Origin of the sequence: Methylocystis borbori (assembly GCF_036576025.1) — a bacterium.
In the GTDB taxonomy this organism is placed as follows: domain Bacteria; phylum Pseudomonadota; class Alphaproteobacteria; order Rhizobiales; family Beijerinckiaceae; genus Methylocystis; species Methylocystis borbori.
In genome coordinates this window covers 104,139-117,774 of sequence record NZ_JAZHYN010000003.1, presented here as the reverse complement: position 1 = coordinate 117,774, position 13,636 = coordinate 104,139, and the positions used below count along the sequence as shown (strand labels likewise).

General features: G+C 62.2%; 14 protein-coding genes and 1 pseudogene. 9 read left to right on the top strand and 6 right to left on the bottom strand.

Translation table 11 applies throughout. The features are described from left to right. The 5 genes and pseudogenes from V3H18_RS02050 to V3H18_RS02030 all read left to right on the top strand — a co-directional run. Positions 1–451, top strand: a pseudogene (locus V3H18_RS02050) (P-type conjugative transfer protein TrbL); the annotation flags it as partial. Then, the gene (gene trbF / locus V3H18_RS02045) at positions 451–1,134 is read left to right on the top strand and encodes a conjugal transfer protein TrbF (protein ID WP_012112760.1); all 684 of its coding nucleotides are present in this window, start codon (positions 451–453) and stop codon (positions 1,132–1,134) included. The pseudogene V3H18_RS02050 and the gene trbF, both read left to right, overlap by 1 nt. Continuing rightward, complete coding sequence (gene trbG, locus V3H18_RS02040) at positions 1,131–2,156, top strand: P-type conjugative transfer protein TrbG (protein ID WP_332080212.1); 1,026 nt, start codon at positions 1,131–1,133, stop codon at positions 2,154–2,156. The genes trbF and trbG overlap by 4 nt, the downstream gene beginning before the upstream one ends. Then, positions 2,153–3,349, top strand: a complete 1,197-nt coding sequence (locus V3H18_RS02035) for a TrbI/VirB10 family protein (RefSeq protein ID WP_332080211.1) — start codon at positions 2,153–2,155, stop codon at positions 3,347–3,349. The genes trbG and V3H18_RS02035 overlap by 4 nt, the downstream gene beginning before the upstream one ends. Positions 3,350–3,352: 3 nt before the next feature. After that, the gene (locus V3H18_RS02030) at positions 3,353–3,628 is read left to right on the top strand and encodes a DUF2274 domain-containing protein (protein ID WP_332080210.1); all 276 of its coding nucleotides are present in this window, start codon (positions 3,353–3,355) and stop codon (positions 3,626–3,628) included. A gap of 2 nt (positions 3,629–3,630) precedes the next feature. On the opposite strand, the gene V3H18_RS02025 is transcribed toward V3H18_RS02030, so the two are convergent. From V3H18_RS02025 to V3H18_RS02005, 5 genes are all read right to left on the bottom strand, one after another. Continuing rightward, entirely contained in the window at positions 3,631–4,380 is a 750-nt protein-coding gene (locus V3H18_RS02025; RefSeq protein ID WP_332080209.1) for a crotonase/enoyl-CoA hydratase family protein, read from the bottom strand. A 210-nt stretch (positions 4,381–4,590) separates the two neighbouring features. Next, entirely contained in the window at positions 4,591–5,190 is a 600-nt protein-coding gene (locus V3H18_RS02020) for a LysE family translocator (RefSeq protein ID WP_332080208.1), read from the bottom strand. Positions 5,191–5,559: 369 nt separating this feature from the next. Next, entirely contained in the window at positions 5,560–6,345 is a 786-nt protein-coding gene (locus V3H18_RS02015) for a PhzF family phenazine biosynthesis protein (RefSeq protein WP_332080207.1), read from the bottom strand. A gap of 7 nt (positions 6,346–6,352) precedes the next feature. Beyond that, positions 6,353–7,618: an aminotransferase-like domain-containing protein gene (locus tag V3H18_RS02010; RefSeq protein ID WP_332080206.1), complete on the bottom strand. Its 1,266-nt coding sequence runs from the start codon at positions 7,616–7,618 to the stop codon at positions 6,353–6,355. Positions 7,619–7,686: 68 nt separating this feature from the next. After that, positions 7,687–8,667, bottom strand: coding sequence for an alpha/beta fold hydrolase (locus tag V3H18_RS02005; protein WP_332080205.1), 981 nt, complete (start codon positions 8,665–8,667; stop codon positions 7,687–7,689). A 253-nt stretch (positions 8,668–8,920) separates the two neighbouring features. Between V3H18_RS02005 and gcvA the strand changes: the two genes are divergently transcribed. From gcvA to V3H18_RS01990, 3 genes are read left to right on the top strand one after another with little or no spacing between them, the layout of a single operon-like run. Beyond that, a complete protein-coding gene (gcvA, locus tag V3H18_RS02000; protein WP_332080204.1) occupies positions 8,921–9,871 on the top strand; it encodes a transcriptional regulator GcvA in 951 nt (316 codons plus the stop codon). Beyond that, positions 9,864–10,715: a PhzF family phenazine biosynthesis protein gene (locus V3H18_RS01995; RefSeq protein ID WP_408631745.1), complete on the top strand. Its 852-nt coding sequence runs from the start codon at positions 9,864–9,866 to the stop codon at positions 10,713–10,715. The genes gcvA and V3H18_RS01995 overlap by 8 nt, the downstream gene beginning before the upstream one ends. Position 10,716: 1 nt before the next feature. Beyond that, positions 10,717–11,328 carry a 2-hydroxychromene-2-carboxylate isomerase gene (locus V3H18_RS01990; protein WP_332080203.1) on the top strand — a complete coding sequence of 204 codons (612 nt, stop codon included), beginning with the start codon at positions 10,717–10,719 and terminating at the stop codon, positions 11,326–11,328. A 172-nt stretch (positions 11,329–11,500) separates the two neighbouring features. On the opposite strand, the gene V3H18_RS01985 is transcribed toward V3H18_RS01990, so the two are convergent. Continuing rightward, positions 11,501–12,424: a zinc-dependent alcohol dehydrogenase family protein gene (locus tag V3H18_RS01985; RefSeq protein ID WP_332080202.1), complete on the bottom strand. Its 924-nt coding sequence runs from the start codon at positions 12,422–12,424 to the stop codon at positions 11,501–11,503. A 178-nt stretch (positions 12,425–12,602) separates the two neighbouring features. Between V3H18_RS01985 and V3H18_RS01980 the strand changes: the two genes are divergently transcribed. Beyond that, positions 12,603–13,583, top strand: a complete 981-nt coding sequence (locus V3H18_RS01980; RefSeq protein ID WP_332080201.1) for a LysR substrate-binding domain-containing protein — start codon at positions 12,603–12,605, stop codon at positions 13,581–13,583. Positions 13,584–13,636 lie beyond the last annotated feature (53 nt).

Here is a 13,636-nt window from a genome sequence, read left to right as displayed (position 1 = left end):
TGCGCTTTCCGGAACTGCCGCTGCCGCTCGTGGGGGAGCGGCCCTGGCCGGTGGCGCCTCGACGGCCTACAGCCTCGGCGCTGCCGGCCAGTCGGGCGCGTCCGCCGTGGGGTCCGGACTCGGTGGCGTTGCTCGCGCCGCTGGCGCGGCCGCCACCTCACCGCTGCGCCGCACGGCTTCCAAGGCAGCAGACAGCATGAAGTCGAGCTTCTCGGAAGGCGCCAAATCCGCGTTCGCAGCGACGGGCGGCACATCGACCATGGGTTCGGTCGGCGCGAGCGCGTCCGAGGCTGCGCCGTCCGCGGCGGCTGACGGGCCGCCGGCGTGGGCCCAGCGGATGAAGCGCTCTCAGGCCTTGAGCCACGGTGTGACCGCGGCCGCCCATGCCGTGCGCAGCGGCGACAGCCACGGCGGCGGCTCTTCCATCAATCTCTCCGGAGGCGACCGCTGATGTTCAAACGACCTTCTACTCACTACGGCAAAGCGCCAGAACCCGAGACACCTTATCAGCGCGCCGCCCAGGTCTGGGACGAGCGCATCGGCGCCGCGCGCGTCCAGGCGAAGAACTGGCGCTTCATGGCGTTCGGTTCGCTGCTTCTGTCCGCCAGCTTCGCGGCGGCGCTCGTCTGGCAATCGGCGCGAGGGACGATCGTGCCCTGGGTCGTGCAGGTCGACAGGCTCGGCCAGGCGCAGGCCGTGGCGCCAGCGGTCGCCGATTATCGCCCGACCGATCCGCAGATCGCTTTTCATCTCGCGCGCTTCATCGAGCAGGTCCGCTCGATCCCGGCCGACGCCATCATCGTCCGACAGAATTGGCTGCGCGCCTACGATTTCACGACCGACCGCGGCGCGATGGCGCTTAACGACTACGCGCGATCCAACGATCCCTTCACCAAGGTCGGTCGACAACAGATCGCCGTCGATGTCTCCAGCGTCATCCGGGCATCTCCCGACAGCTTCCGTGTCGCCTGGGTCGAGCGCCGCTACGAAAACGGCCAGCTCGCTGAAACGACCCGTTGGACCGCCATCCTCACCATCGTCGTGCAGGTGCCCCGCAACGCCGACCGGCTGCGCGCCAACCCGCTCGGCATCTACGTCAACGCCATCAACTGGTCACGGGAGCTTGGGCAATGAAGCCGTCTTTCCGTAAAGCCGGAAGCCCGGCTTCTCGCACTTCCACATTTACGATTCTCCTGCTGTGCACGTCGGCGCTCGCAGGCTGCGCAACGGCGAACAAGCCGCCAGAGATCTCCTATGATGATGCTGTGCCGGCGGCCCTGAGCACCAATCCTCCCGCTCCCGTGCGGGTGGTCGAGCTGCCGCGACCTCTGCCGCTCCCCGGTCAGATGAAGCCGGTCGAGCCATCCCGCGGCACGCCCGAACCAGCCGAGCCCACCGCACGAGTCAACCAGGCCAACGCGGCAGCGCGTGTGCAGCCCGTCCGCGATGGCTTCATCAACGCCATGCAGGTCTATCCCTATACAGGCGGCGCGCTCTATCAGGTCTACACCGCGGTCGGCCAGATCACCGACATCGCTCTCCAGCCGGGTGAGCAACTGGTCGGCTCCGGCCCGGTCGCCGCCGGCGACACCGTGCGCTGGATCATCGGCGACACGTTGAGCGGCTCGGGCGCGACCAGCCAAGTCCACATCCTCGTAAAGCCGACCCGCGCTGACCTGATGACGAACCTCATCATCAACACCAATCTGCGCACCTATCACATGGAGCTGCGCTCGACCGAGCGCACCTATATGGCGTCGGTGTCTTGGCAGTATCCGCAGGATCAGCTCATCGCGCTGCGCCGCCAGAACGCGCAGGCCGAGGCCAGCAGTCCGGTCGCCACCGGCGTCGACCTTGCCAACATCAACTTCCGCTATGCCATCGAAGGCGATCGTGCGCCGTGGCGACCGCTGCGCGCCTACGATGACGGCCGCCAGGTCTTCATCGAGTTTCCGCGCGGCATTGGTCAGGGCGAAATGCCGCCGCTGTTCGTCGTCGGCCCGGAGGGCAACACCTCCGAACTCGTGAACTACCGCGTCCGCGCCAACTACATGATCGTCGACCGCCTGTTCGCGGCCGCCGAGCTGCGCTTCGGCGCTGGCGACCGCCAGAAGCGCGTGCGCATCGTCCGCACTGACGGGAGGCCGACGTCGTGAGCGACCCTGAACCCCGAAACGAGGAAAGCGAGGCGCCGCTGACCGGGTCGGCCAGCGAGGCGGCCGACCCGATGCGGCTGCGTGGTGAGGCGCCGCGCGTCACGCGGCTTTCGCGCAAGGTGCTCGCCGGTATCGGACTCGTGGCAAGCGTCGGCGTCGGCGGCGCGTTGATTTATGCGCTCCAAACCCGCGACGGAGCGAGGCCCAACGAAGAACTGTACTCGACCGACAATCGATCGACCGCTGATGGCCTGGCCGGATTGCCGCGCGACTATAGCGGCGTCCCCCAGCTCGGGCCGCCGCTCCCGGGCGATCTCGGCCGGCCCATCCTCGGCGCACAAAATCGTGGCCAGCCGATTCCGCACACCGGCATCAGCGCGGAGGAGCAGCGTCGGCTGCAAGAAATAGAGACCGCCCGAGTCAGCAGGCTGTTCAGCGGCACCGAAAACCGGCCCATGGCCTCGACGGGCCCGGGCGCCACGACGATCGCGCCGCCGCCGGCACCTGACCTCACTGGCCTCGGCCTCGCGCCACCGCCTGCCACCCCATCGGCCCAGGATCGCCAGCTCGCATTCCTCAACGCGGCCGCCGATCGGCGCACCGTCGCACCCGATCGCGTCGCCGCACCGGCGTCGCCTTACATCCTTCAGGCAGGTGCCGTGATCGCGGCCGCGCTCATCACCGGCATCCACTCCGATCTCCCAGGCCAGATCACCGCGCAGGTGACAGAGAATATCTACGACAGCCCGACGGGCCGCATTCTTCTGGTGCCCCAAGGTACCCGCGTGATCGGTCAATACAACAACAGCGTTCAGTTCGGTCAGAGCCGTGTGCTCCTGGTTTGGAATCGTCTGATCTTCCCGAACGGACGTTCGATCGTCCTCGAGCGTCAGCCCGGCGCGGACGCCGAAGGCTATGCAGGTCTTCAGGACGGTGTCGACTATCATTGGTGGGAGCTGGCGAAGGCGGCGGGACTGTCTACGTTGCTGAGCGTCGGGGCCGAGCTCGCCACCAACGACGACGACCGCCTGATCCAAGCGATACGGAACGGTGGCCAGGACACGATCAACGATGCCGGCCAGCAGGTCATCCGGCGGCAGCTCAATGTCGCGCCGACGCTGACCATCCGGCCCGGCTTCCCGGTCCGCGTCATCGTCACGCGGGACCTGGTGCTCGAACCTTACGGAGGCTAGCCGATGGCCAAGCTAAAGCTCGGACCGCTCGAAGACGACAAGCCCGTGAAGGTTTCGGTGGAACTGCCCGCCGCACTCCACCGCGATCTCCTCGCCTATGCGGAGATCCTTGGCCGCGAAAGCGGCCAAGCTGTGGAGCCGGCCAAGCTGGTCGCACCAATGATCGCGCGTTTCATGGCGACAGACCGTGGTTTCGCCAAGGCACGACGAACGGGGACAAGCCAATCGGGCTCGCCGGCACGCATCAGTCGCAAGGATGCGTCCGAGACACCAGCGTAGATTCACGCTTGGTGATCGCTCGCCAAGGAAATCCCCTCGGAAAACTCGCAATCCAGCGCGTCCTCCTCACGCAAACTCCATTGTCGAAGGACGGCCATTCTGTCTAGCTTGAGCGCCGCGGCCGGCAAGCTGGCGACTGAATGTGCAAGCTTGATGGCTTCTGCGCGAGCGCTGCCCGCTGGCACCACTCGATTGACGAGGCCGATTGCCAAGGCCTCGCGGGCATCCACGGGTCGAGCGGTCACAATCATGTCCAGCGCACGGCTTTGTCCGATCATGCGGGGCAAACGCACGGTGCCTCCATCAACCAATGGCAAGTTCCAGCGTCGATTGAATACTCCGAAGACCGCTGTCTCGCTCGCGACGCGCAAGTCGCACCAGATCGCCAGTTCAAGCCCGCCTGCCACTGCATGGCCCTCAATCGCGGCGATCACCGGCTTCGTTAACGCAAGACGCGTGGCCCCCATCGGTGGATTCTCGCTTTTCGACCATCGGTCCTGCGCGCCATTCGACGCGATCTCTTTCAAGTCCGCACCCGCACAAAATGTGCCTGCGGCTCCCGTCAGCACCGCCGCGCAGGCGGCCGCATCGCGCTCGAAAGCTGAGAATTCCGCCGCGAGAGCTTCGGCGGTTTCTGCGTCGACGGCATTTCGCACCGCTGGGCGGTTGATCGTTATTATCCGCACTGAGCCCTCGCACTCGGTGAGAACTTTTGATCGGCACGCGGTGCCGGCTCCCGCCGCTTCAACCATCGACCTCGCCTTTCTGGACGGCTTTGCCCGGATCTAAATCAACGGACATCCGACTCGACGTTCAGTACCCGGGGAAGCCGCTCGACGCGAATGATCCCGCGATATCCGCGAAAGCCTCCTACGAGGCCCTCTCAGCTGCAAACGAATAGCGCTCAAGTCCGATTGCTTGCTCGTCAGCCCTTTGCGTGGCGGAGACTGATGGGAGGTTCATTAGAGCCAAAGCGGAATTACGGAAATAACCAGCAAGATGCCTAGCGAGACGTTGACGACGCGCCATTGACGCTCGCTCCTGAGCATCCGAGAAAGCAAGAAGCCGCCCGCGCACCACATTGAAAGAGAGAAGGCGGCACAGATCCCGAACACAGTTGCCATGATTAGGGCAAGACTCGCCGCAGACGATGTGAGGTTTGCAAAGGCCGCAGTTGCCGCGATGGCGATCGTCCAAGCCTTCGGATTCAGACAGAGCAGAACGAGTCCACCTCCAATTCCGACTGGCGACGTGCCGGCCTCTGCTTGCATCTTAGGCCCACCACTGCGAGCGATCAGCCAAGCCAGCCAGAGCAAATATGCCGACCCCAATCCGCGCATCACTATCTGAAGCTCAGGAAATGCATGCAACACAGCACCGAGGCCGGCAGCAGCCGCTGCAGAGAGAGAAGCCAAGCCGACTGCCATGCCGGTTACCAGCGGGATGCTCGAGCGGAATCCGTGCTGCGCTCCCGACGCCACGACGAGTACGGTCGCCCCTCCGGGGGTGATCGTAGCGATCAAAGCAAAGAGGATCAGAGGCAGGAAGAGCTCGGGATTCATCACCGTTCGTTGCGCCGAGTTTGCAATGGAGGCGGCACCAGATGGTGCGCACCAACTGAGCTAGATCCTTCAACAGGTCAGAGCATCTCGCTGAGAGTCGCAGGCAGCAAGCGAGGCCTCCTCACTCGCAGAGGATGTCCTTTCACTGCCGATGCCGTGCGGGCCAGCCACGTTACGAGAAGGCTTAAGAGCCACATAGATCGGAGGTGAAGAAACGCATGCTTCCCACGTAACGCCAGCAGTTATGGTCGTCGATTTGAAGGCGATGAAGATGCTTGCCTACGGGCCCCTCTTAGCTGAACAAGCAGATCAAACGCGCTCGGTCCCGCTGAGGACTCCGCGAATGCAGCACGACGCGCAATCGAATGATCACAAGAAGATTTCTGCCCTCATGAACGTAACAGCCTGACCAGAAACCATCACTCGGTCGCCGACCAGCTCGCATGCCAAGCGGCCGCCACGCGGCGACCATTGATATGCCAAGAGGGTCGACTTGCTTAGCTTCTTTGCCCAATACGGTACGAGCGTGGAATGCGTCGAGCCCGTCACCGGATCCTCCGGGATACCTGAGCCTGGCGCAAAATAGCGAGACACGAAGTCCACCTCAGTTCCGGCGGCAGTAATCGACAAGCCTCGCGGATAAAGGTTCGCGATCGCCGCTAAATCGGGCACGAAATCGCGCACGGCCTCGTCGGTCGGTAACTCCACGAAAATATTCTCGAAATTCATGAAAACAGCAGCCATCCCGCCCACAAACAGCTTTGAAACTCCTTCAGGAAGCGCGATCCCGAACGTGGGCTCAAACTTAGGCAAATCGAGCCGATAGCCTTCGTCACCGGAGGTGACCCGCAGCTCGCCAACGCGTGTGGCGAACATCAGCTCACCCGCTCGCTTGAACTCCGTGACGAGCACATGGGCCGCCGCGAGAGTCGCATGTCCGCAGAAATCGACTTCGTGTACCGGCGTGAACCAGCGCAGCTCCCAACGATCCGAAGCTGGGCGGAGAAAAGCTGTTTCCGAGAGGTTGTTCTCCGCCGCGATAGCCTGCATCACCTCTTCGGGCAGCCAGTCCTCAAGCACCAACACTGCAGCAGGGTTTCCCGAAAACACGCGCTCAGCGAACGCATCGACTTGGAACATCATCAGCTTGGCCATCCGTGCTTTACCCGAGTCGTGAATGACCTCGTGGCCGCCACATGGCTCCGGTGAGCTTCCTGGTGATCAGCCGACCAAGCCGACCGATACCCTCCTCGATGCCTGCCTCCGATTGCAGCGAATAATTCAGCCGCAGCGTGTTGCAGCCATTTCCATCGGCGAAAAACGCGCGTCCGGGGACAAAGGCAACGCCTTCCTCCCGAATGGACGCGGTCAGCAGCTCAGCACCGTCAAGGTGGACGGGAAGCGTAACCCAGATGAACATACCGCCCATCGGCTCCGTCCAGCTCACCCCGTCAGGCATCTGTCGGACGAGCGCGTCGAACATTACGTCGCGTCGCGCACCGTAGACTTTGACGATCTTGGCGACTTGATCGTCATAAATCGACGTTGCAAGGCGATGCAGGACCATCTGGTTGAGTGTGGCGCTGTGTAGGTCCGCGGCTTGCTTTGCTAGGACGAGCTTATGAATCAGATTGCGTGCCGCGCAGATCCAACCGACTCGAAGGCCTGGCGATATAGTCTTAGAAAATGTCCCACAGTAGAGCACATGACTGCGATCAATATGGCCGCATCGCTCGACATCGAGCGCGAGGCAGGAACGCTGCGGCACGCCTTCGAACCGCAGCGCCTCGTACGCCGCGTCTTCGATCAAGGGCACGCCTGCCTCTGCCGTGATGCCAAGAAGGCCGCGTCGTGCAGCCTCACCCATCGTCTCGCCCGTCGGATTCGCGAAATCCGGAACGACGTAGGCCAGAGCGACACGACCGCCCGCTGTCTCTTGGCAGATCGTTCGGGCTTGCGAAGACTCTGGCGTCAGAATCAGATAGCGCGGTTCGTAGGCACCAAACGCTTGAAGCGCGCCGAGATAGGTTGGGGCTGATACGAGCGCAATATCTCCGGCGGCGAGAAACAGCTTCCCGAGCAAGTCCAAGCCCTGTTGCGATCCGGCAGTGATAATGATGTTTTCGGTGCCGCAGGTGACGCCGCGTCGCGCCATGTATTGGGAAATCCACAACCGGAGCGGCTCGTAGCCTTCGCTAATCGAGTATTGGAGGGAGGCAGGGCCTAATTCGCGGTCCGCTAGTACGAGATCATATGCCCTCCGAACCGCATCTATGGGAAAGAGTGCTGGATCGGGAATGCCACCGGCGAACGATATTATCTCAGGTCGCGCAAGGAGCTTCAGAAGTTCGCGAATCTCGGAGGCGCGCATTCTCTCCATTCGCGGGGCAAAGGCGTGGCTCCAGTCTATCGCGGAGTAGAGTTCCATTTCTGTGCGCTCTTGCCCTCTCTGCGTATTGTCACGCTTATGCTTCCTACATGCTGCGTCGAAACCTATCAGGTGCTGATATCCCAACGAGGAACATACGGCTGGCCGAGTGGAACGCGTCGATGCACCGTCTCGACAAGTTCTTTGAGCAAGAGCAAACCCTGCGGCCAGGGGCCATATCCTGAATCTGTATTGATGTGCCCGCACGGGCCGACACTTGCGAAACCCGCCTGCCACGCCGCAGCGAAGCTCTTAGCCCTCGCGACCGTGACGTAGGGGTCGTCCTCGCTCGCGACAACGAGCGCTGGAAACGGGAAGACAGAAAGCGGCATCGGGGAGAAGCATCGAACCTCGGCTGGCGTGTGTGCGCAGGAATCCACGTCGGCGGGACAAACCACGAGGGCTCCGGCGATGGGGGCGTTCGGCCGCTGCCTGAGCAGATGCGCCAGCACGGCACAACCGAGGCTGTGGGCGACCACGACCGCACCTGGCACTTCATCGATCGCTTCGCTCAAGCGCTCGACCCAGCTGTCACGATCAGGCGCGTTCCAGTCGTCTTGATGTACCAGGCGTGCGTGCGGGAGAAGCGACGCCCAGTGCAATTGCCAATGATCTGGGCCCGAGCCTCCCAAGCCCGGTACGATAACAATGCGCGCCGAGCTCTCCCGCTGCTCGGATATCCACTCCGCAATTCGGGAGCGGACTTCCTCCGCCTGCGTCTCGCGCGTGACTTCCTGACGTGCTTCCCGGCGCTGAGCTTTTGCCGCATATCGTCTCTTGTCACGCCATGCGACGAGTTTCCCAGAGGGATCCTCGGAACGCGGACCACTAAGCGCCAGGAAGATGTCCCTGCGGCGCAATCCAATATCTTGCAGAGTGTGATCATCCATTTCCAGCAATCGTCGGACCTGCCGTCGATTGCTCCATCTCTCGTACATCGCGCGAAGGCCAACCAAGAAACGCTTAGGAGAAGCGATCAACTCATCGCACCTTGCGGCCTTCATTACATTGATCCGGCCAAGTGAGCTCCTGGTCGAGCGCTCGCTCAATGCACATGCTCCTTCTCTCCCGATGAGATGAGAGCGGCCCGCCCTGAAGGTGACAAGCGAGTACTAGTCGCTCAGAGTTGAGTAGGCTTCACGATGAGGTAAATCGGGCTCTCACGCTGGTCCGTGACGTGCCCGGTCAACGGCGAGTGAGCCCCAGTTGTTAGGGAGTGAGTAGATTTCACCTCCGCGAGATGAAGAACCGCCGCATAGTGAGTGACGCACGCCTCAATCGAAGTGAGGACGAACCGGACCGATGGCGTTCAGATTGCCCCCGCTGAATACCCTGCGCTTTTTCGAAGCCGCAGGCAGACATTTAAGCTTTAAGCTGGCTGCGGAAGAACTTGAAGTGACGCCAAGCGCGGTCAGCCACGGAATCCAGTCGCTGGAAGATTGGCTAGGCGTTTCGCTCTTCGCACGCACAAGCCGGGGCCTCGCACTAACCGACGCTGGGCAGGATTACCTCCCATCGGTGCGAGAAGCCCTGACGGTGCTCTCCAATGCGACGGACCGCGTGCCGGATAGACCGCCGCGCCGCAGTTTGGCGATCAGCGTTGCGCCGACATTCGGCGCTCGTCTCCTTCTTCCGAGATTGCCAGCCTTCCGAGAACTCTATCCGGGGGTAACCGTCCACATCGATACCACTCATACCCGCGTCGAATTCCCTCGCGACGGCGCCGACATCGCTATCCGGCTGGGAACCGGGACTTGGCCGGATCTCACAGCTACGCACCTGTTGGCAGAGCAATTGGTACCGGTCTGCTCGCCGGAGCTGCTCAGTAAGCTGGGCCCGGTCGCGAGTCTCTGCGATGCCCCCCTTATCCATATTACAACCGTGTCCCAAGATTGGGCCGCATGGGCGAGGACGGCAAAGCGCGACCCGATCGAGTGCGAACGCGGGTTGATGGTGGATACAATCCAGATGGCCATCGACGCGGCCGTTCAAGGCCTCGGCGTCGCAATTGGGCGGCTTCCCCTCATCGGTCCAGAACTCTCTACAGGCCGTCTCGTTCGGTTCTGCGGGCCCTGCATCAAAGCCGAGACAGCCTATTGGCTCGTCGGTCCGCGAGAGACAATGGTCCGCCCGGAGATCATCACCTTTCGCGATTGGCTGATCGAAGAAATGCAGACGATCGCCGGAGAAGGATCACTGCCATCCGCTACGATACCATACGATCCGGAAGCCCATAGACATGAACATGTATGAGACATCGGTAGGTGAGATCGTTGAGGAGCGGCTGGCCGCTTTCTGCGAGGGCGATGCTGGCGGCAACCCTGCAGGCGTAGTGATCTGCAATGAGTTGCCCGATCCGGCCGAGATGCAGGCGATCGCAAAAGAGGTCGGCTATTCCGAAACTGCCTTTGCCGCGCCGATAGGGCAGGATTGGCGTGTTCGCTATTTCGCTCCCGAGATCGAAGTGCCCTTCTGTGGACATGCCACAATCGCCCTCGGTGCGGCCTTGGCCATGCAACACGGCGACGGGAGTTTCCGTCTTCGCCTAAACGACTCCCTCATCACGGTCGAGGGACGGCGGACGGATGCAGGCCTTACCGCGACTCTCCACTCGCCGCCCACGCGCAGCGAGCCGGCCGGCACGCCTATGCTCGCGGAGATGCTTCAACTCTTCAACTATCGTCACGAGCATCTTGATCCATCCCTGCCGCCCGCTGTGGCCGAGGCCGGAGCTCGCCACCTCATCGTGGCCCTCGCTAATCGAGCGCTGCTCGCCGCAATGTCCTATGACCTTTCGGCAGGTCGGGAGATGATGCTAGCGAACGGCCTCGCAACCATCAGCCTCATCCATGCGGCGAGGCCCTCCCTGTTTCATTCCCGCAACGCCTTCGCCGCAGGCGGCGTGTACGAGGATCCGGCCACCGGTGCTGCGGCCGCGGCACTGGCTGGCTACCTACGCGATCGCAGCTGGCCGCATAACGGATCGATCGTGATTAGGCAGGGCGAGGACATGGGAGTGCCGTCCCGCTTGTACGCGGAGATTTCGCCTGAGCCCGGCGCGAGCATTCGCGTGTCCGGCAGTGTGAGAGTTATGTAAAATGACCCAAGCGCCTGCTCCCGTTGAATTCTGGTTCGATTTCAGTTCGCCCTACGCGTACTTCGCTGCCCAGACGATTGAGAGCGTGGCGTCGAAGCACCATCGCCCCGTTTTGTGGCGCCCGTTCATGCTCGGGGTTGCGTTTAAGGCGACGGGCATGACGTCCTTGAGCCAGACTCCGCTGCGGGGCGACTACGCTCGTCACGACTGGTTACGCCTGGCCCGTCGAGCCGGCATCCCATTCGAATTGCCGGACGGGCATCCCGCGACCCAGTTGTCAGCAAGCCGTGCCTATTACTGGATCGAGGAGAATGAACCAGACGCAGCGTCCACCTTCGCTGCGCGCACGTTTCACGCCTACTTCGCTGCTGGCCAGGACACAAGCAGCCCCGAAATCGTCGCCGGCATAGCCGCCGCGTGTGGCCTAGATCCTCGCGACGTACTGGGGGCGATCGCATTGGCGTCGGTGAAGGAAAAAGTTCGGGTGATGACGGACGAGGCGCTTCGCAGAGGCATCTTCGGCTCCCCCTTCTTTATCGTCGATGGCGAGCCTTTCTGGGGGCACGACCGATTGCCGATGGTGGACGAATGGCTCGACCGCGGCGGGTGGTAGTCCGGGCAGCCGCAATATGACCATGAACGAGTTACGGCCGCCCCTTAGTGGGCAGCCTGACGTTTGATATCCGGCGACAACGCCGGCAACGGGCGGAAAGCGACAGGTGGCTTTGGGTAGTGATCAGAGAACGGCGGTGGTGTCGCCGAGCGGCCTCCTCCACTTCTGCGCACTATGGTCGCAGGAGGATCTTGCCCTGCCGTCCGTCGCGGGCATTGTGGGCCAGCGCGTCGCGATATGCTTCGAGAGGGTAATTCGCGCAAATGGAGCAGCTAGCGCGGCCAGCGCGTATCTCTGCGAAGCTCTTATCCATCGAGGCATGAAACTCCGCACGCGGCATTGCATGCACTGAGTCTCTCAGCCGGAAGAGCATAAGCTTGGCCTTCCCTGCATCCCTCAGAGGCTGGCCAGACATGAGGCCGTAATGGATAAGCAGACCGCCGGGCACTATGGCCGCAGCAAGGCGGGCGCCTGAGACGCCCCCCACAGCATCCAGCCCCGCGTTCAATGGCGGGAGGGTTGCTCCTTCCCTCACCACGTCTGCCGGCTCGTCTTGGAGAGCATCATACGCCGATCGCGAGCGGACAATGGCGAAAGGTCGCGCGCCGGCCGCCGCCACCATTCGCACCAGCATCCGGCCGATTGCCGAGCCGGCCGCGTTGATCCCGATCGCGTCACCCGCTCGCAAAGCAAGCGTCCGCACCATCAGCAATGCCGTGAGCGGATTGATGTACGCCGTCGCGGCTCGTTCGTCGTCTATGTCGTCCGGCACCGCTACGCACCAATCGGCCGATAGGACTTTCCAGGTCTGCCAACATCCCGCCGTGCCTAGGGGCAGCACGCGACGACCGATCAGGTTCCGATCGGCACCCTCGCCAACGTCCATGACCATGCCGATGCCTTCGAAGCCAGGCACGAAGGGGAGAGTGGTGCGGTGTCGGTAGGCGCCAGTAACGGGTATCAGGTCAGACGGATTGATCGGGCTGGCCTGCATCCTCACCAGGGCGCAGCCCGCATCCACCGCGGGCATATCGCACGGCTCATAGGCAAGAAATTGACTGGGGACGCCAAACTGGTGCGCAACAACACGGGACATGCTTTGGCTAGGATCCTAGCAAGGGAGATGCCGTTACCACGCTATCGAGAACCGATTAGCGGCACAGCGCTCGTATTGCACTCTGATTGTCTCATATGACAATCTAAGAATTGACATACCAAATACGAGCGTGACAATGCTAAGATGTTGGGCGTCGGCTTTGGGACATGATCGACAGATGGGCTTTAGGCTTCCCCCAGTAAACACGCTGCGCCTCTTCGAGGCGGCAGCACGTCTGGGCAGCTTCAAGCTCGCTGCCGATGAGATTCACATTACTCCTAGCGCGGTGAGCCATGGCATCCAGACGCTGGAAAATTGGCTGGGAACCGAACTCTTCCATCGCGGCTCTCGCGGCCTCTCGCTAACGGCCGCTGGGCAAGCCTATGCGCCGGAAGTTCAGACGGCGCTATCAATCCTTGCAAGCGCGACGGAACGTTTGCCGGGACGCCGCGCCACGGGAGCGCTTTCCGTGAGCAGCGCTCCGACGTTCGCAAATCGCTGGCTCCTTCCACGGCTCGCCCGTTTCACCGAACTTTATCCCGATATCCGCGTCACGATCGACACGGCGAGACACTACGTCGATTTTCCGGTCGACGGCTTCGACCTCGCCATACGAAGAGGGACCGAGCCAAAATCGGGTGAGTCCTGGACTCAGCTTATCCCGGAGATGGTCGTTCCGGTTTGTTCACCAGAGCTGCGGAGAAACACACCCTACGAAAGCGAAGTCGACCTCCTGGGTCGTGTGCCGCTCATCCATGTCACAACAGTCCGGGAAGATTGGCACGCATGGTTCGAGGCCAAAGGGATAATCCCTCCTGCAAATGACCGCGCAATTCGTGTCGATACTATTCAGCTCGCCGCCGAGGGAGCGATGCGCGGGCTGGGAGTAGCGATGGGCCGCAAACCGCTGGTAGACGACTATCTTCAGGACGGAAGTCTGGTGGAGGTTGCCGGTCCGGCTATTCCGGCCGACACAAGCTATTGGCTTGTCGGTACACAACTCGCATTCGATCGGCCGGAGACGAAGCTGTTCCGTGCGTGGATCCTCGAAGAGCTGAAGAATAACCATGAGCCGCCTCTCAACGTGCGGACGCGCTCCACAAGTGCTGAGCTACCTGCACGGAGCTCCAACAGCCGGCGAGTCAGCGCGCAGAGCTAACGCTCAAAGCGGACAACATGGCCGAACATCCCTCGCGAGCTGGTGAGATAAAC

Excerpts from the sequence above, each read along its gene's own strand:
- trbF (WP_012112760.1), top strand. The coding sequence starts at position 451 with ATGTTCAAACGACCTTCTACTCACTACGGCAAAGCGCCAGAACCCGAG.
- trbG (WP_332080212.1), top strand. The coding sequence starts at position 1,131 with ATGAAGCCGTCTTTCCGTAAAGCCGGAAGCCCGGCTTCTCGCACTTCC.
- V3H18_RS02030 (WP_332080210.1), top strand. The coding sequence starts at position 3,353 with ATGGCCAAGCTAAAGCTCGGACCGCTCGAAGACGACAAGCCCGTGAAG.
- V3H18_RS02025 (WP_332080209.1), bottom strand. The coding sequence starts at position 4,380 with ATGGTTGAAGCGGCGGGAGCCGGCACCGCGTGCCGATCAAAAGTTCTC.
- V3H18_RS02020 (WP_332080208.1), bottom strand. The coding sequence starts at position 5,190 with ATGAATCCCGAGCTCTTCCTGCCTCTGATCCTCTTTGCTTTGATCGCT.
- V3H18_RS02015 (WP_332080207.1), bottom strand. The coding sequence starts at position 6,345 with ATGGCCAAGCTGATGATGTTCCAAGTCGATGCGTTCGCTGAGCGCGTG.
- V3H18_RS02010 (WP_332080206.1), bottom strand. The coding sequence starts at position 7,618 with ATGGAACTCTACTCCGCGATAGACTGGAGCCACGCCTTTGCCCCGCGA.
- gcvA (WP_332080204.1), top strand. The coding sequence starts at position 8,921 with ATGGCGTTCAGATTGCCCCCGCTGAATACCCTGCGCTTTTTCGAAGCC.
- V3H18_RS01995 (WP_408631745.1), top strand. The coding sequence starts at position 9,864 with ATGTATGAGACATCGGTAGGTGAGATCGTTGAGGAGCGGCTGGCCGCT.
- V3H18_RS01990 (WP_332080203.1), top strand. The coding sequence starts at position 10,717 with ATGACCCAAGCGCCTGCTCCCGTTGAATTCTGGTTCGATTTCAGTTCG.
- V3H18_RS01985 (WP_332080202.1), bottom strand. The coding sequence starts at position 12,424 with ATGTCCCGTGTTGTTGCGCACCAGTTTGGCGTCCCCAGTCAATTTCTT.
- V3H18_RS01980 (WP_332080201.1), top strand. The coding sequence starts at position 12,603 with ATGGGCTTTAGGCTTCCCCCAGTAAACACGCTGCGCCTCTTCGAGGCG.